Annotated in this window: 15 protein-coding genes; 6 read left to right on the forward strand and 9 right to left on the reverse strand. The window is 45.8% G+C overall.

Annotated elements, in window-relative coordinates; genetic code table 11:
* Positions 1 to 57 precede the first annotated feature (57 nt).
* The 3 genes from ACE1CD_RS00485 to ACE1CD_RS00495 all read left to right on the forward strand — a co-directional run bounded on the left by ACE1CD_RS00485 (position 58) and on the right by ACE1CD_RS00495 (position 4,260).
* Positions 58 to 1,596 (forward strand): ATP-binding protein, encoded by a 1,539-nt coding sequence (locus ACE1CD_RS00485; protein WP_374820697.1) that lies wholly within the window; start codon positions 58 to 60, stop codon positions 1,594 to 1,596.
* 450 nt (positions 1,597 to 2,046) lie between these two features.
* Complete coding sequence (locus ACE1CD_RS00490; RefSeq protein WP_374792080.1) at positions 2,047 to 2,358, forward strand: hypothetical protein; 312 nt, start codon at positions 2,047 to 2,049, stop codon at positions 2,356 to 2,358.
* A 174-nt stretch (positions 2,359 to 2,532) separates the two neighbouring features.
* A complete protein-coding gene (locus tag ACE1CD_RS00495; RefSeq protein WP_374820811.1) occupies positions 2,533 to 4,260 on the forward strand; it encodes a succinate dehydrogenase/fumarate reductase flavoprotein subunit in 1,728 nt (575 codons plus the stop codon).
* Positions 4,261 to 4,344: 84 nt separating this feature from the next.
* Here the strand turns inward: ACE1CD_RS00495 and ACE1CD_RS00500 are convergent, their stop codons facing one another.
* Both ACE1CD_RS00500 and ACE1CD_RS00505 read right to left on the reverse strand, forming a co-directional pair.
* On the reverse strand, positions 4,345 to 4,536 hold the full coding sequence (locus ACE1CD_RS00500; protein ID WP_374792082.1) for a type II toxin-antitoxin system HicB family antitoxin: 192 nt from the start codon (positions 4,534 to 4,536) through the stop codon (positions 4,345 to 4,347).
* Positions 4,537 to 4,665: 129 nt separating this feature from the next.
* The gene (locus ACE1CD_RS00505) at positions 4,666 to 5,712 is read right to left on the reverse strand and encodes a YhcG family protein (protein ID WP_374820700.1); all 1,047 of its coding nucleotides are present in this window, start codon (positions 5,710 to 5,712) and stop codon (positions 4,666 to 4,668) included.
* A gap of 16 nt (positions 5,713 to 5,728) precedes the next feature.
* Between ACE1CD_RS00505 and ACE1CD_RS00510 the strand changes: the two genes are divergently transcribed.
* Entirely contained in the window at positions 5,729 to 5,887 is a 159-nt protein-coding gene (locus ACE1CD_RS00510; protein WP_374820703.1) for a hypothetical protein, read from the forward strand.
* A gap of 335 nt (positions 5,888 to 6,222) precedes the next feature.
* Entirely contained in the window at positions 6,223 to 6,840 is a 618-nt protein-coding gene (locus ACE1CD_RS00515) for a TMEM165/GDT1 family protein (protein ID WP_374820707.1), read from the forward strand.
* Between the two features lie 145 nt (positions 6,841 to 6,985).
* Here ACE1CD_RS00515 and ACE1CD_RS00520 read toward each other — a convergent pair whose 3' ends face one another.
* Together ACE1CD_RS00520 and ACE1CD_RS00525 are read right to left on the reverse strand one after the other, a co-directional pair.
* Complete coding sequence (locus ACE1CD_RS00520) at positions 6,986 to 7,981, reverse strand: tetratricopeptide repeat protein (protein ID WP_374792085.1); 996 nt, start codon at positions 7,979 to 7,981, stop codon at positions 6,986 to 6,988.
* 31 nt (positions 7,982 to 8,012) lie between these two features.
* On the reverse strand, positions 8,013 to 8,711 hold the full coding sequence (locus ACE1CD_RS00525; protein ID WP_374792086.1) for a tetratricopeptide repeat protein: 699 nt from the start codon (positions 8,709 to 8,711) through the stop codon (positions 8,013 to 8,015).
* Positions 8,712 to 9,185: 474 nt separating this feature from the next.
* Here ACE1CD_RS00525 and ACE1CD_RS00530 point away from each other — a divergent pair, with 474 nt between their 5' ends.
* Entirely contained in the window at positions 9,186 to 10,226 is a 1,041-nt protein-coding gene (locus ACE1CD_RS00530; RefSeq protein WP_374792087.1) for a hypothetical protein, read from the forward strand.
* A 183-nt stretch (positions 10,227 to 10,409) separates the two neighbouring features.
* On the opposite strand, the gene ACE1CD_RS00535 is transcribed toward ACE1CD_RS00530, so the two are convergent.
* From ACE1CD_RS00535 to ACE1CD_RS00555, 5 genes are all read right to left on the reverse strand, one after another.
* Complete coding sequence (locus tag ACE1CD_RS00535) at positions 10,410 to 11,609, reverse strand: homocysteine biosynthesis protein (protein WP_374792089.1); 1,200 nt, start codon at positions 11,607 to 11,609, stop codon at positions 10,410 to 10,412.
* A 73-nt stretch (positions 11,610 to 11,682) separates the two neighbouring features.
* Positions 11,683 to 12,843: an AI-2E family transporter gene (locus ACE1CD_RS00540; RefSeq protein ID WP_374820710.1), complete on the reverse strand. Its 1,161-nt coding sequence runs from the start codon at positions 12,841 to 12,843 to the stop codon at positions 11,683 to 11,685.
* Between the two features lie 140 nt (positions 12,844 to 12,983).
* Positions 12,984 to 13,172 carry a hypothetical protein gene (locus ACE1CD_RS00545; protein WP_374792093.1) on the reverse strand — a complete coding sequence of 63 codons (189 nt, stop codon included), beginning with the start codon at positions 13,170 to 13,172 and terminating at the stop codon, positions 12,984 to 12,986.
* A 53-nt stretch (positions 13,173 to 13,225) separates the two neighbouring features.
* Complete coding sequence (locus tag ACE1CD_RS00550) at positions 13,226 to 15,886, reverse strand: colicin uptake protein (RefSeq protein ID WP_374820714.1); 2,661 nt, start codon at positions 15,884 to 15,886, stop codon at positions 13,226 to 13,228.
* Positions 15,887 to 16,135: 249 nt separating this feature from the next.
* Positions 16,136 to 16,687, reverse strand: a complete 552-nt coding sequence (locus ACE1CD_RS00555; RefSeq protein ID WP_374792097.1) for a Uma2 family endonuclease — start codon at positions 16,685 to 16,687, stop codon at positions 16,136 to 16,138.
* Positions 16,688 to 16,820 lie beyond the last annotated feature (133 nt).

Raw genomic sequence — 16,820 nt, forward strand, 5'->3', positions numbered from 1 at the left:
TTAGGCAGAACTTCCGATCCGATCGTAAAAATAACCTTACACTCCTGGCGATGCTGTATGAATAACAAACCCATTCATATACTTTTGGTCGAAGATAGCCCTAGCGATGCAATCTTGCTGCGCCAACTCTTTTCGCGTCTAAACAGCGGGGAGTGGGAACTGATATGGGTTGAACGACTGAGTGATGCGATCGAGTCTTGCAGCGATTTCCTGTTTGATGTAGCTTTGTTAGACCTTTCTCTACCAGATTCTGATGGATTGGAGACGGTAGCAGAATTTAACGCATCTGCACCAGATATCCCCATTGTAGTGCTGACGGGAGCTGACGATGAGGAGATGGGCTTGCAAGCGGTGGCAAAAGGAGCGCAAGATTATATTGTCAAAGACCAAATCACAGTTCAATTGCTAGTTAGGGCGATCCGCTATGCGATCGAACGCGGACAAATCCTCAAGCAACTCCATGATAGCGAACGGCGTTTTCGGGGAATTTTTGACCAAACATTCCAACTGATGCTATTGTTAAGCCCAGAAGGAATTATTCTAGAAATTAACAAAACATCTCTTGCTTTTTGTGGCGGCAAACAAAATGATTTTGTCGGTTCGCCGCTATGGGAGATCGACTGTTTGTATGATTCTCAGGTAACTCAGGAGTGGTTGAAAAGTGCGCTCGCCAACGCCGCTGAAGGTAATTTCGTCCGTAACGAACTCCAGATGTGCGGCGCAGAAAGTGCGATCGTCTGGATTGACTTATCGCTCAAGCCATTAAAAGATGAAAGGGGCAAAACTGTACTGCTGATTGCGGAAGGCAGGGATATTAGCGATCGCAAACGCGCTGAAGCAGAAGTACTCAAATCATTGGAAAAAGAACGAGAACTCAATCAGCTTAAATCCAGTTTTATCTCAATGGTTTCCCACGAATTCCGCAACCCCATGACCGCAATTCGCACAGCTGCTCAAATTCTCCAAAGCTATGGCGATCGCTTGACTGAAGAACAAAAAATCAAATATTTTGACCAGATTAAGAATGCTGTCAACAATACCACTCAACTACTAGAAGAAGTCTTGCTTCTCGGTAAAACTGACGCCAACAGGCTGCAATATCAACCCGCCACTTTAGATTTAAAAGATTTTTGTCGCGAACTCATGGAAAATTTGCAATTCACCGCCACAGAACAGCACAACATTACCTTTACCTGTGCAGGAGAATGCAGCCAAGTTGAAATGGACGAATTTTTAATGGGACACATTTTTAACAATTTAATCTCCAACGCTATTAAGTATTCTCCCCAAGGCGGCAACGTTCGGTTTAATTTAATTTGTCAAAACGGTACGGCGATTTTTCAGATTCAAGATGAAGGCATCGGCATTCCTTTAAAAGATCGACAACATTTGTTTGAAACTTTCTATCGCGGCAGCAATGTGAATCGAATTCAAGGCACGGGATTGGGACTGGCAATTGTCAAAAAATGTGTAGATTTACACCGGGGACAAATTCAACTGCAAAGCGATGTAGGCGCTGGCACAACTTTTATTGTAACGCTGCCTTTAACTAGATTTGCGGAAGTTCCGCGTCACATCATAGAGTGTGGCGTGTAGAGAAAGCCGGTTTCTTGAAGAAACGCAGAGAAACCCGGTTTCTTGAAGAAACCGGGTTTCTGGTCTACGCTTCATACAAAAGTACTGCGCGAAGGGCGATAAAATTTGGCGATCTAGTCAGTACGCAAGTTTTTTTGACGGGTTTTAGTGTAGCAATAGATGAATTTTTAGCTTGAGTTTGGTAGTTTGTGCAACTGAGGGAAGTTGAAGTTGGATTGCAGCAAAGTAAATCGTATGTTCATTATTGATAGGTCGCGTTTCATGGCAATAAACTATCAACAATGAACAACAAACAGCCCTCAAAAAAGTTACTCTTTCTCTGAGACAGTTATTTGTTACATAAATTGTGAACTTTTATTACGATATCTTAAAAAAAATATTGCAAACGTAGCCAAAACCGAATCTAAACTTTAACGTAGAAACTTATAGCAATGTTACGAGGAAAATGTCATGGATAAATTACAAAGATATCGCATGGTCTGCACTCTTACCTTTGGCGACATATACGGTCAAATCGTTATTTGGTTAATCGTCATTTTCTTGAGTTTAGCCTCCGCGCTTGCCCTATGGAGTAGCAGCCGCCACATTTATGCCCTAGCCACAGTTGGACTTATTCTCGTATTGTCTCTGCCCTTCTTGCTATTTGCCTTCGTGAGCACACTGCTGAACCATATTGAATTTGTCCCTTTAGGGCAAGAGGAAACAACTCGAACAAGCCCAGTAGCGGCACCTAATCAGGAAACCTTACGAGTAACCACATAAGCGGTCATGAGTAAACGATCGACAGTCAACAGTCAGCGGTCAGTAGAAAATATCACTTACAACTAACAACTGGCATCTGACATTGGCCAGATTTGTAAAGAACTTTCCCGCTTTTTGTTGGGGAAGTTTTTATTTGAGTGACCATAGATTAGGATGACAGATATCAAACAAAATATGTTAGAACACGATGTAATTATAGTTGGCGGTGGATTGGCTGGGTGTCGCGCTGCTGTAGAGATTGCTCGCATCGATCCCAAACTCAGTGTAGCTGTAGTCGCTAAAACTCACCCGATTCGATCGCACTCTGTCGCCGCCCAAGGTGGTATGGCTGCTACCCTAAATAATGTCGATCCAGACGATACCTGGGAAGCCCACGCTTTCGATACGGTCAAAGGTTCCGACTATCTCGCAGACCAAGATGCGGTGGCAATTCTTACCCGCGAAGCACCAGATGTCATCATCGACTTGGAACATATGGGTGTGCTGTTCTCCCGTTTGCCAGACGGACGCATCGCCCAACGCGCTTTCGGCGGACATTCCCATCGCCGCACTTGCTACGCCGCCGATAAGACCGGTCACGCGATTCTGCACGAGTTGGTTAACAATCTCAGGCGTTACGGTGTTCATATTTACGATGAGTGGTACGTAATGCAACTGATTTTAGAAGATGCCCAGGCAAAAGGTGTGCTGATGTATCGCATCCGCGACGGGCATCTGGAGGTAGTTCGCGCTAAGGCGGTGATGTTTGCTACTGGGGGTTACGGTCGCGTTTTCAATACTACTTCCAATGACTATGCCTCTACGGGTGACGGTTTGGCAATGTCTGCCCTCGCGGGTGTGCCGTTGGAAGATATGGAATTTGTGCAGTTTCATCCCACAGGACTGTATCCGGTGGGGGTGCTGATTTCGGAAGCGGTGCGCGGTGAGGGTGCTTATCTTATTAATAGTGAGGGCGATCGCTTTATGGCTAATTACGCCCCCAGCCGGATGGAACTGGCACCCCGCGATATTACATCAAGAGCGATCGCACGGGAAATCCAAGCGGGACGAGGCATTCATCCTGATGGTTCTGCGGGTGGCCCCTTTGTCTACCTCGACTTGCGCCACATGGGTCGCGAAAAAATTATGAGTCGCGTTCCCTTCGCTTGGGAAGAATGTCATCGCCTCCTGGGTATCGACGCCGTGGAAGCACCAATGCGAGTCAGACCGACAGTTCACTATTCGATGGGCGGTATCCCAGTCAATACAGACGGACAAGTTCGCAGTGGCGCAGATGGTTTAGTGGAAGGATTTTTCGCGGCGGGAGAAGCTGCTTGCGTTTCCGTTCACGGCGCAAATCGACTGGGTAGCAACTCGCTGCTGGAATGTGTGGTCTATGGCAGAAGGACTGGTGCAGCTTTAGCACAATACGTGCAAAAACGCAAGCTACCGGACATCAATGAGCAACGCTACATTACAGAAGCACAGAAACAAATTCGATCGCTCCTCGACCAAAAGGGAGAAATACGAATTGACAAGCTGCGTCAATCTTTGCAAGATTGTATGACTCAATACTGCGGCGTCTTTCGCACGGAGTCAGTTATGCGCGAAGGATTGGCAGAGTTAGAGAAGTTACAGCAGCAATATCAGAATATCTACTTGGATGACAAAGGTAAACTTTGGAACACTGAGATTGTGGAAGCTTGGGAACTGCGTAGTTTGACGATCGTCGCTCAATTAATTCTCACATCTGCCCTCAATCGACAAGAAAGTCGCGGCGCTCATTACCGGGAAGATTATGCCGAGCGCGATGACGAGAATTTCCTCAAGCACACACTAGCATACTATTCCCCTGCTGGCATCGACCTTCAATATAAACCTGTCACAATTACCATGTTTGAGCCAAAAGAACGGAAATATTGAAGTTTGTCAGTTTTCAGTATTATTTGGGGTGGGCATTGCTCACCCTATAATTAAACATCAAGAAAACTGAGAAGGCAAATCTTGTCACTGAAAGTTATGATTATTTTCTTTTTCTAAATCTAAGATAACTTTGGCGACATCCTCAGCAATTTCTATAGCTTCCTGTACTGTTTTTCCTTCCGCAACCAAACCCTGTAAATCATCGCTGGTAGCGACAAAATATGCTTGCCCATCTTCAATGAACTTTTCAACCTTGAGTCTAATTAGTGTTTGCATTTACTTAACGTTTCTCTTGAGGTAAATACGGAATCAGTAAATCCGATCGGTCCGATCGCATTCACTACTGATGAGTAATTATCCTAATAACTTGGGATATTTAACATTATAGCAACTGCGATATCTGCCTCATAACTCATCCTCAATTTCCATATCCGCCGCTTCTAACTCAGCTTCCAACTGTTCCACAGTCGGCAAACTCCCTTGTAACCGCTCCGGTAAAGCCTCTCTTAATTGATAAGTAGAAACCCCGATCGGCTTATTCATATCCCGCAAAGCATATTCGACTATTTTTTGCTTTTTATTCTTACATAAGATTATCCCGATAGTCGGCATATCATCCCGATGTTTCAGTAAATCATCCACTGCCGAAACGTAAAAACTCATCTTCCCTGAAAACTCTGGTTTAAACGCTTCTATCTTCAAATCTATTACCACGAAACAACGCAAACGTAAGTGATAAAACAATAAATCGATATAAAAATCCTCCCCTTCAACCTCCAGATGATACTGACTGCCCACAAAAGCAAACCCCACGCCCAATTCCAGCAAAAAATCGCGGATGCGTTCGATTAAAGCCTTCTCTAATTCTCGTTCTTGCGCTGCTTTCCCTAAACTGATAAAATCAAAGTTATAAGGGTCTTTCAATAACTGTTGAGCCAGTTCGGATTGGGGATTCGGGAGAGTACGAGAAAAGTTAGTATCAGCTTTTCCTTGTCGCCGATATAGCCCACTTTCTATTTGATGGACTAATACATTTCGACTCCATCCTTGTTCGATCGTTTGACGAATATACCACTCTCTCTCAACGGAATCTTTCACAGTATCCAAAATGCGGACATTATGCCCCCAAGGAATTTGTGCAACAACCTGTTGCACAAATTCAAAATCTCGGTAAGTTTCGGCAAAACTCCTCATATACTTGAGATTGCGAGATGAGAAACCTTTCATTTCAGGAAAAGCTTTTTGCAAGTCATTCGCCAAACGATCGATAACTTTAGCGCCCCATCCTTGTTGCTGCTGTCGATTTAAAATATCTTGTCCAATTTGCCAATAAAGTAACACTAATTCACGGTTAATAGAAAGTGCTGCCCGTACTTGTGCATTGCGGATGCGCTCTTTCAGTTCCCGCAGAAAATCATTATAATCTTCTGGAATTGATAAACTATTCGCCATAGCCAGATCGATCGCATTGATTACCGCTCGCCCATTATCCCCCGATCCGCTCCATCACTGCATAGCTTCTTGGCATTTTTTCACAACCGCGTCAGGCGATCGCACTCATTCCGCAGCAGTCAGAGAAAAGGGTAGGGAGTGCGATCGCTTCCCAAATTTCTCTAAAAATGAATAGATAATGATAAAATACCCCCTTGTCCTCTCCCAGAAGATAGATGTACAATTATTTATGTAAAGAAGGGGAGTAGCTGCTAGCCAACCATTAAGCTAGCCCATCTGAATCAACATACTGGCGATGAGCCTGGTTCAGATGACAAGTTTGTGAAGCTCTGACCGCTGTAGAGGTTGGGCTAAAGCATTTCAACACTTGCAAGCGAGACCTTCACTAAGTTCACATTTGAAGAGTTTTTACGATCTCTTCAATCAAAAAGATGTGAGCTTGGTGAAGTGTTTTGGCATTCATCAAGCTCACTCAGGAAGAAGAGAAACACACCAGAGGAGTTTGAGAAAATGCTGACAGCTTTTACCGCCGGTTTATTGCTGATTACAGTTTCGGAATTAGGGGATAAAACGTTTTTTATCGCTGCAATATTGGCAATGCGTCATTCGCGACGGCTGGTATTTGCGGGCGCGATCGCAGCTTTAGCAGCAATGACGATATTGTCTGTTTTAGTCGGACAAACTGTGTCTCTTTTACCGAAACAGTACGTTCAATTCGCGGAAATAGCTTTGTTTGTCGGTTTTGGGCTAAAGTTATTGTACGAAGCCAGTAAAATGTCAGGCAAAGCCGAATGCGACGAAGCAGAAGAAGCATTAGCGGCAGTTAAAGAAGCAGAAGCGAAAATGCCTCGCCGCCAAAGCAAATTAGCGGTTTTAGTCAAAGCTTTTACAATGACTTTTGTGGCGGAATGGGGCGATCGCACTCAATTTGCCACCATCACCCTAGCCGCCTCCTACAATGCGGTCGGAGTAACCACAGGTGCTATTTTAGGTCATGCCATTTGTGCGGCGATCGCAGTCATGGGCGGACGCTTCATCGCCCAGCGAATTTCCGAACGCACTATGACTGCTGTGGGAGGTTTGTTATTTTTGATCTTCGCCGCCGTAGCTTGGATAGAAGCTGTTTAGGGGCTAGGGCTAGGGCGTCGGGGCTAGGGCGTCGGGGCTAGGGGAAGAGGGAAGAGGGGAAATATTAATTCTTCCGCTCCCCCACTCCCCCGCTCCCCCACTCCCCCACTCCCCCACTCCCCCACTCCCCCACTCCCCACTTTCTTCAATTACCTTGTTCGGTGTTATCTGTATTCGAGTTACCATCTGGTGACTCTTCCGTTTCAGGGCTATCGGTGTCGGAGTTGCTATCGGGTGACTCTTGGACTTCCGGCGGTGGAGATGCAGATGCGAGCTGATTGATTTGGTCTTTATATTGAGCTGGAGCTAAAGACGCCGCAGAGGAAAACAGAGGTTGAGCTTCCTCATTTTTGCCTTGTTTTTGGAGTACGATCGCCTTAGCTAACACCGGACGAAAATCTTCCTTATCAGCTTTGATAGCTCGATCGAAAGCTGCGATCGCTTCTGGGTAGCTTTCCTGTTCCGCGTAAACTCTTCCCAGCATCAACCGCACCGAAACTTCATCCACAGTTTCCGGCTTAATTTGATTCAGCTTGGGTGCATTATCCAGCGTATCTTGCAACAATCCGATCGCCGCTTGCGGACGTTGTTGATCGAGCAACAAGTTTACCAGTCCATCCAAAGCCTTGAGATCTCCTGGTTTAGACTCCAAAATCGTGCGATAAATCGTCGCTGCTCCTTCAATATCGCCAACTTGCTGCTTAGTTTGAGCTAGCAGCACCGTGTATTCAGTTTGCTCCGGACTGAGTTTAGCGAGTTTTTCCAGGGGTTCGATCGTATCCTTTATACTACCCACTCCTAAGCGAACCAGTTCCAGCTTCGTGTCGATCAGTCCTTTGAGTGCAGTTCGATCGTCTGGTTTGCGCTGCAAAACCTGTTCGTAACCCCTAACCTGGATTTCCAGTTCTGCTTGCTTTGCTTGGGTTGACTCCACCGCAGGTGTCGCCGCCGTTGGGTCAGACGATTGCTCTTGCACAAAAGCTTGACTCAAAAAGGAAGACCTGCCAAGCAAAAATCCACCTACGGTAATCAATATCAGAAGTAACCCCGCACCTATTAACCAGCGATTGTTATTTTTGCTTTGGGCTACGCGATCGCGCTTTTGGGACACATGAGTGCTTTGAACTCTAACTAAAGACATTATCAAGGCTGGGAAAGGATTGCCAGCAAAGCTAATTTTTTGCAGGAGTTGATTCTGGAGATGGGGTTGCTGCTGGTTTAACAGAGCTATCTGTAGATGGAGAAGTAGATGGAGAAGTAGTCGAGTCAGGCTTGGGGGCTGAGGTTTGAGTTTGGATCTGTGCGATTTGGGCCTTAACTCGCTCTTTTAACTCAGGTGGTGCCAAATCCGCAGCACTAGCAAACAGAGGCTGTGCTTGTTCCGTTTTGCCTTGTTGTTGCAGCACAATCGCCTTAGCAAACACCGGTCGAAAATCTTTTTTGTTGCTGTCGATCGCCTTATCCAGGAGCGCGATCGCCTCGTCGTAACGTTTCTGCTGAGTGTAAAAGCTTGCCAAGTCTATCTGCACCCCAACGTCTTTAGGATTGAGCGAAGCCAGTTTTTCCATCGGTGCGATCGCATCTTTGATATCGCCCAATCCCAATCCAGCCATTTGTTGACGAGTAGCGATCAATTGTCTCAGCGCCACTTGATTATCTGGTTCTCGCTGCAAAACCAGCTCGAAACCGTTCGCTCTAGCTTGCAGTTCCTCCTTTATCGCCGTCGCTTGCACCTGAGCGGATGTCGCCGATACCCCAGGCGAGCCCTGCTGAAAAGCCTGTATAAGGGGAACGATCGACGCCCCTACAAAAGGGATGATTCCAAAGATCATCATTCCCAAAATCAACCAGCGACGGAGTTTATCTGACACACAACTCTTTTGAACTCTAATCACATTATCAACCATAGAGAAAAAGGTATAGTTAGCGCGGTCTGAGATTGAGATATTTCGCTCTGGTCATGGTTGGCAGTTTATTGTTAACTGCAATCAACCGCACCATAAACTACCACAAAGCCAAAATGCCGTAGTCTCAAAGAAACTTTGCGGATTGCAGCGAAAATTAATTGCATTCAGTAGAATAGGCACGCCGATCTCATCATCGGTCCGCGAGCGCCAACGGCAGTACACCTGCGGCGACAGTCCTTGTCGGCGAAGTTCCCGCCCTGTGAACTCCGGAGGAACGCGAGAGCGAATAGAGTAGTAGATACTAGGTTTTGACTTCTGGCTAGTACAAGGGATTTGCAAAGGTTCTCGGTTATCGACCGGATTTCCTACCCAAGTCCAGTTTGTGCTTATCTCTCACTAGGAGCCAGAGGAAGTGTGTCTCCGCTGCAAGGAGTTCTTATGAGTCCCTCTCCGAATCAGTTCCCCCAGTCTTCTAGCGGTTCCGAACAAGCTAAGGCCGAATTACCGGTCGTTCGTAAGCCCAATCCACCCAAGCCCCCTGTCACCCAAGCGGCTACCCCTCCTACTCCCCCGGCTACAGCACCTACACCACCGGCGGCTGCCTCCACGACCCAGGCTCCTACCCCTGCGATCGAGAAAAGCGATGCCAACATTTCTGGTGAGGTCATGGCGACTGAAACCGATAAGGATGGTGGGCGGCGGCAAGAGCCCATTCCGGCTCCCAGCGAACCGATGCAATATCGGGCCATTGGCTTAGTACGGGGCAAATATAGCCCCAGTGCAGAGCAATTTACGCGCGGTCTGTTACTAGCCTCTGATGGGCAGGAGATCGATTCTGTGCTGTTAGGTCGCGTAATGAGTCTGGTGAAGAATCACCTAGATTTAGAAACCGAACACCTGTGGGTAGTTTATCCGCGAACGCGACAAAATGATGATGCTTTACACCTTCAAATTGTGGGAGTTTGGGAACCAGAAAACCTTGACAAAAGTTTGTCTTCCACTGACGAGACATCGGCAAGCGATGTAACCGAAGCATCGAGATCGAGCAATTTAGAAGCTGAGAGTTCCCCCGTTGAAGATGGTTATTTTTCGATTCGCGGTGAGGTAGTTTATCAATCTCACGACGAACAAAAAATCATCGTCAAGATTAAGCAAGCACCGCGCAAGGAAGATGAAAAGCCCAAATTTTTTAAGCTCACACTCAAAGGTGTTTTGGAAAGAAAGGCTGTGGGATACTTCTGGGAATTCCATATCCAGCGACTGGCTAACGACCTCCTAATTCAGGAGGCCAAAGATATCGCATCCTTGCGTCCGAGTAAGCCCAGGAAACCTTTTAAAGGTAAAAAACCGGGTGGTAAAAAGTTTGGTAAATATCCAGGGCCAGGGGCTGGCAGCAATCGTCCAGTACCCGCAGGCGCTAAACCTCCCACCGAAAAGCCAATTCCTCGACCGACGAAACGTCAGCAACCGAGTACCTAAAAAAGTCAAAAGTCAAAAAAGGGAATAGGGGTTAGGGCGTCGGGGCTAGGGGAAGAGGGAAGAGGGAAGAGGGAAGAGGGAAGAGGGAAGAGGGAAATATTAATTCTTCTGCTCCCCTGCCCCCCTGCTCCCCTGCCCCCCTGCTCTCCTGCTCCCCCACTCCCCCACTCCCCCACGGGTAGTTTACTCCAAAGCAATAGTTGCGCCCCATCGGTCTTGGGGTAAAAAAGACCGCTCCATTGGAATGGCAGCAACTCGTTCGCTGAGAGTGAATTTTCCTTCTTCAATCCACTGTTTCAACTCTAAAGCTACTTGCCGCGACAGATATATGCTGGCAAGAGGGGCAGATCTCACCTGTTTTCCCTCAATCGGAATGCGACCGGATTTTAATTGTGCGTAACTTACCAAACCAAAGGTAGGACGCACGCGGCGGGGAATGGAAAAATCTACTATCGGCGCTACTAAATCTTTGTCTTGTACGGCGCATTTTTCTACTACTTCCTCATGCAAAACAGGTAACGGTACACCTACGCCTAACATGAGGGAAGGGCCGTAATTTTTGAAGTAACAACCGCGCACCCAACGACGATTCATTTGTTTGGCATCTCCAACTAAGGCGAGGGTGGCGGCTGGACCAATTGGTGTCTGATTTGACAATCGTTTTTGTAATGGGAAATGCTGAGTGCCTTCCCAAGCTACGTAACCGATTCCTCCGCCTAAGAAAATGCGAGTGCCAATGCCAATTAGTTGCAAATCTGGGTCGTTGAGGAGGGGGGAAATAGCACCTGGATTGGAGTAGACGGCGTTGGCAAGTCGAGGTTGCAAAGGGCCGAGGTAAGTATACAGAGGCCGATCGCCTCCATTCACTCCCACGATAAAGTTTTGATATAAATTGCGGGGATTGTAGAGATAAAATTGGTTAATTGTGTCGCGGGTGATGGTGGTTTCAAATGATGGGCGAGGATAGCAATCAGTTACCTGTCCGACCGCTCGCAATTGGATGGGTTTGCCAGCAATTAAATCTTCGATTACATGACCGCCACCCCGTTCTTTGGATTCTGGATCGTCGCCTGCTTCCAACGTGCTAGGATAGTCTACGCTTTGGGTGGCTCCCAAATACAAATCTACTGCGCCAAATCCAGAATAAGCTAAGACTCCATCTAGCCAGCAGGAGCGAATTTTAATCGGTGGATCGGTGTGTCCTAAGTTAATTATTGCTCCGGAAGATTCCATCGGCTCAAAGGTGCCAGTGGTGATGACATCGACTTCTTTTGCAGTTTTGCTGATGCCAGCTTCTGCCACTCGCGCTTTTAATTCTTCGACGGTACAAACTACCGCAGATTTTTTGGTAATTTTATCGTTTATTTCGGCAATTGTTCGCATATAAAATTAAAAATTTCCAACTAAAAATTAAAACAATTGTTGGAAGTTGTGCGGGATTAAGAGTGAGCTAAGTTTAATTGGTAGTGTCATCTTCTGGACTCGATTTTTGTTGAGTTTTTGGACTATCTTCGGGCAAGACGGGAGCTTGTCGATCGGCTTCTGCTGCTGACTCTGATTCGGCAATACCGGCGCTCTCGAAGGCCAGTTGGCGATCGCTGTGCCATACATCCAGGATATCTTTAATCAGCACTTCTCTTACCCAGACCTGCCCTACAACTGTCAGAGGCAAGGCTAAAATCAGCCCCAAGAATCCAAAGAATGTAGCGAAAAATACTTGGGACATTAATGTGATCGCCGGTAGTAGCGCTACCTGTTGCGCCATCACGTAGGGAGTGAGAAAATTACTCTCAAACTGCTGAATGAAGAAGTACACAATTAAGACGGCGACGGATTTCCAGGGCGCATCTAAAAGTGCGATCGTCATCGGTAAGACTACACTCAATGTGGGGCCAATATTGGGAATAAAGTTGAGCAATCCCGCTAACACACCCTGAGCTAGTGCCAGCCTTACACCCAAAATCGACAAGCCAACCACGCTCAATAGGGCAACTACGCTCATGCTGATCAAAGCGCCGATAATCCATCTACCCAGCGCTACTTCGCATTGATCCAAAATCCCATCTACACGCCGTCGGTAGAAGGAGGGAAACAAGCGCACGAAGGTTTTACGGTAAGATTGGGGCTGGGCTAACATCATTAATGTCAAAACCAGCACCAGCAAAAAGCTAAGGACACCCCCCAGCGTATTGGAGAAAAAAGCGACCGATCCCCCCAAAAGGCGATTCAGTACGGGTTGCAGTTGTTGGCTGAGGCTGTTAATATCCGGCAGATACTGGTTGAATTGGGTTGGAAAATTATTTCTGAGCAGATTCAGCCATTGGTTGATGCGATTGACGCCTTTGGGGAACAACTCTACTAATTGTTGAACTTCCGCGACAAAGGGCGGCACAATCAGCAAGAAAAAGCCAATCAGAACGATGACCATAATGGCAATTGACAGCATTACCGCCCACAATCGCGGCAATCTGGACTGCTGCAATCGCCGTGCTAGCCTGTTCAAAGCAGTCGCTAACACGACAGCGGCAAAGACCAGTAAGATTACTTGCCGAATTTGCCACAATATGTATAAAGAGATGGCAACGAGTAACAGGCCGATCGCTTGACCCAATTTCACAATGCTGACTCCCAGTTGTTCGGGCTACCTTGAGTGTAATGCCCTTTGTCAAGTACATTCGTAACCGAATACAGCTAAATTAGCCGATCGCAATTTCCCCAGCATACATGAGTGCCACTGCTATCGCAATTTATCTGGGCTTATTTTCCCTGCTGCCATAACCGCCCCCAAAGTAAAAGCCCGACGATCGCACTTGGCAGAAGGACGATCGTCAGCGCAAGGCTCTGATTCGCAGTAACATTTAATACCGGGCCTCCATACTTAATTAATACCGACAGTGCAGTTGAGAAGATCAGCACTTTGAAAATGAATCCTGCCTGACTGTCCATTGCTTGTAAGGTAGACAACAATCCAAATTATGCCAGAAAAAGGTTATAAATAATCAACTTTCTGCCTTGGGTAATTGCTGTGTTTGGGAAGCTACAGGACTAATTAAACCCTGTGCCGTACTAAATAAATTTATGGGATTTTTCCCATCAGTAATTAGTACGCTTTGTAGACCCAGAGATTGCAAAAGTCTCGCCTGCATTTCCGGGCCAGCTTGCGCCATTGCGGTGAGTGTTTTTGGGCCGATCGCTTCTACTTTTTGTCTAAATTCTGTACTGGTAATTTCTGCCATTCGCTCTGCTTTTTGGATTTCCAAAGCGATTAGCGCTTGCTGATGAGCTAATTCAGCTTCCTGTCTCCCTCTTATTTGAGCTAATTCAGCTTCATAGCGAATTCGCGCCGCCTCTGCTTCTTGCTGAGCTAAATTAACGGCCAATTGACCTTGAATTCGCGCCGCCTCTGCTTTGGCTCTTGCTTCTGCCGTTGCTTGACCTGTAGATTGAATGGCGGCGTTTTCTGCTTGCAATTCCAGTAGATTTCGCCGTTCTGCTTCTGCCGCACTTTTATCAACAATTGCCTGTCTTTCTAATCTCGCTTTCGCTTCTTGGGCAATGCGTTCTGCATCTTGTCGGGCGGCTGCTTCTTGAGCATCGGTAGTAATTTGAATGGCAATTTGTACCGATTTTTGCAAACTTTCTAAGGTGCGTTCATCGACAGGTTCGACTGATTGAATGTCGATGTTTGTGATTACCAAGTTATTGGTTCTAAAGCGGAATTCCTCTCGCACGCGACCTTCACTGTCTGTTCCAAACACCGCAGTTCTGATAATGCGGGCAGAATTGCGATGAAATTCATCGAATTTTTCACCAGCTACAGCACCGCGCACGCGAGATGCGATCGCCTTACAAGCATCTCCTACAAAATCAGGCACTTGAAATAGTTTAGCTGCTGCTGCTTCGTCATGGCGATCGATATCGAAATACCAGTTATATGACAACTGAATTTGCAATCTGGCATGATCTGATGTCTCCACAGTAAAGATATCAGTCATAAAATCCGGGCCTAATAATAATGCTAAAGATTTGATCGCATTCGGACGTTTTGGTTTGCTACCCGACAAACTTAAAACAGTGAACGCTTCATCTGGCCCCAACATCACCAAATCCGGGCCAAATACAGTCCTGGCAGTTCTATCTTTATAATCGTGGATCTGCACGGCTGCATTTTGGGGAACATGAAAAACAACCGCCCTAGTTTTATCCCGTTTGGATATGCTATTAGTAATTAATCTTTGGCCTGCTTCTTCACCAGTTTTATGATGCTGACTGCGATCGGCAACCGGATCGCTTTTTTGCATCAGCAATTCTTCTACAACTGGCGGCAGTTCCTTTTGCCAAAGTTCTTCATAAGGGCTTAACATATATGCTTGTGGCCCGCTAACAAGCTTGAGTTCGCCTGTCTGAATATCCCGCACGTAAATCCCTTCATTCTTATCAAGAGGGATTGCTTTTCGTCTCTCCAATACTTCCACTTCGACGCGAGGAATATAATCTCTCGGCCCGGAAATCATCCACAAATCTCCAGGTTGATGTTGAATTAAATCTGCATCCTCACCTTCGCTGAAAGCTTCTTTTGCTCTTAGTAAAAGTGCTTCTTGTTCCCCCAAAACATAAATTTTTTGGATGCCATTTTCCAGAGATTCACCAGGATGCAAGAAAAATGATATTCTCCCTTGTCTGACTTCTCGCATTCCCAACTGAGGTTTACCATCTGTATCGATCGGGTTGACCACAATACACCATTCTCTATCTCCCAAAGTGGTTATTTCAACTTCTCCCACTACCTCTTCATAAACATCGGGAATGTGAATTTCGGCATCTTCAATTGTGACTAACCATTCATCGCCTGCTTTACGTTGGCGACCGAAAATATCGGTGAAAGTGCGTTTTGCTCTCAGATGTAATGCTTTCTTTTCTGTCAAAACGTAAGCATTAATAATGCCAACTACTTCTTCATCTACCCCAGGTAAATAGGCTCCTTCTTCCCTCACTAACCATTCTTCACCCGCTCTCCTTCTGTTACTTTGACGGTCTGTACAATTTTGCCTTGCCAGCAGTCGTAAAGCTTGGTTTGGTTTAATTACGCTGGCGGTAACTATCTCTATAACTTCAACTTCCACGCGGGGTATGTAAGTTCCTGGGCCTTCAAACAACCATTCATCGCCTGCTAAACGGTTAATAGTTTGGTTTTCAAATTCTCCATCAACTTCTACTCTAATTAAATCGCTCAAATCGCGAGTAGCTCTTAAACGTAACGCTTGATTTCTTTCTACAACTTGTAGTAGTTCGATTTCTCCATCAAGTTCTTCACCTGGATAAAGAGGAAAAGGTTCTTGCGCGAAGCGAATTTCTGCATCGCCATAACGCAGTTTTATTTGTCCGTGTTCGTCTGCGATCGGATTCCCATTCTCATCGCGAAGAACGGGATTTTCGATTATGCAATAATATCGAGGCGGTACGACGATCATCGGTTCCGGCTTTAATATTAACCGTTCGTGATCGCGCAGGGTAATAGTTTGCGGCCCAACTTCCAATCTGGTAACGCCAGTATTGTTATCTAAAACGTGAATGAATTGCTGGGGTTTCAGGCGAATTACGCCACTAGAGATTCCTGGTAATTCTGTTTTACTTTCTGTTGTGCGATCGATCGGATTCATATTGATGTTTTCAGAGTATTTTGTTTGGGTAGACGCAATTATTTTCCCTTGCTGCTCTCTATTTTTAGGAAAGCAGAAATAATGGTATTCGTGCAAATACCGCTCAATTCTAACCGCGACATTTTAGCAATAGTTAACTTGTAATAGAACTACAATTTTGTATGAACTTCGTTACATAGAATTATCGCAATTTAAAGTGCGTTGGCGTAGCCTGCCGTAGGCATATCACTCTTAGCACTTTCACACTGCTTAAGCCAACAATTCATTAACTGCTACACTAAAACCTGGTAGCACGATTTGAGTGCTAACTACTTCACCCAAATTAAACAATTTTTGCTGCTGATTTGTAATAACCAATATCCACTGACTTTCGGGAAAAACTAGCCATATTTCCTGACAACCAGATTCTAAATACTCTCGGACTTTAGTAAATACTTCTTCTGCTACATCGGTGGGAGAAATAATTTCAGCAATTAGGGGAAAACTTTGCGGTAATACAGTAAAATTATCTCCATATTGTGCGAGTAATTCTGGGGTTAAATAAGCTATATCAGGACAACGCCCTCTTCCCACTGTTCGACAAGATACTTCAACGTAAACTTCGCCACCCTGCTGACTTGAACTTAGATAATTTCCCCAATAACGAGCGAGTTTAGCTTGAGTTCGGCTATGTTTTGCTGTCATACCATTTTTCTCCACTAATTGCCCATCCACCCATTCTGTATTATCGGGCGGATTGACCATATAATCTTCTAATGTAAAGATTTTCGATATATTTAATGGTTCGGCGGTAGTTACCATTGCTTTTCTCCTTGGCTGCTTATGTTATTATATTAACTCAAGTTGCTAGTTAGTTGCTTTCTTTGTATGTTGTTGCGCTTTAGCGCCCTTATCTCTGTTGTAATAAGAGCGCTAAAGGGCTAAATCTAAGTAG

It is taken from the genome of Aerosakkonema sp. BLCC-F183 (assembly GCF_041929145.1).
Lineage (GTDB): Bacteria > Cyanobacteriota > Cyanobacteriia > Cyanobacteriales > Aerosakkonemataceae > Aerosakkonema.

Coding starts and splice junctions, on each gene's coding strand:
- ACE1CD_RS00505 (WP_374820700.1), bottom strand. CDS start 5,712: ATGGCGAATAGTTTATCAATTCCAGAAGATTATAATGATTTTCTGCGG.
- ACE1CD_RS00535 (WP_374792089.1), bottom strand. CDS start 11,609: ATGCGAACAATTGCCGAAATAAACGATAAAATTACCAAAAAATCTGCG.
- ACE1CD_RS00490 (WP_374792080.1), top strand. CDS start 2,047: ATGGATAAATTACAAAGATATCGCATGGTCTGCACTCTTACCTTTGGC.
- ACE1CD_RS00500 (WP_374792082.1), bottom strand. CDS start 4,536: ATGCAAACACTAATTAGACTCAAGGTTGAAAAGTTCATTGAAGATGGG.
- ACE1CD_RS00520 (WP_374792085.1), bottom strand. CDS start 7,981: ATGTCTTTAGTTAGAGTTCAAAGCACTCATGTGTCCCAAAAGCGCGAT.
- ACE1CD_RS00555 (WP_374792097.1), bottom strand. CDS start 16,687: ATGGTAACTACCGCCGAACCATTAAATATATCGAAAATCTTTACATTA.
- ACE1CD_RS00495 (WP_374820811.1), top strand. CDS start 2,533: ATGTTAGAACACGATGTAATTATAGTTGGCGGTGGATTGGCTGGGTGT.
- ACE1CD_RS00530 (WP_374792087.1), top strand. CDS start 9,186: ATGAGTCCCTCTCCGAATCAGTTCCCCCAGTCTTCTAGCGGTTCCGAA.
- ACE1CD_RS00545 (WP_374792093.1), bottom strand. CDS start 13,172: ATGGACAGTCAGGCAGGATTCATTTTCAAAGTGCTGATCTTCTCAACT.
- ACE1CD_RS00550 (WP_374820714.1), bottom strand. CDS start 15,886: ATGAATCCGATCGATCGCACAACAGAAAGTAAAACAGAATTACCAGGA.
- ACE1CD_RS00515 (WP_374820707.1), top strand. CDS start 6,223: ATGCTGACAGCTTTTACCGCCGGTTTATTGCTGATTACAGTTTCGGAA.
- ACE1CD_RS00485 (WP_374820697.1), top strand. CDS start 58: ATGAATAACAAACCCATTCATATACTTTTGGTCGAAGATAGCCCTAGC.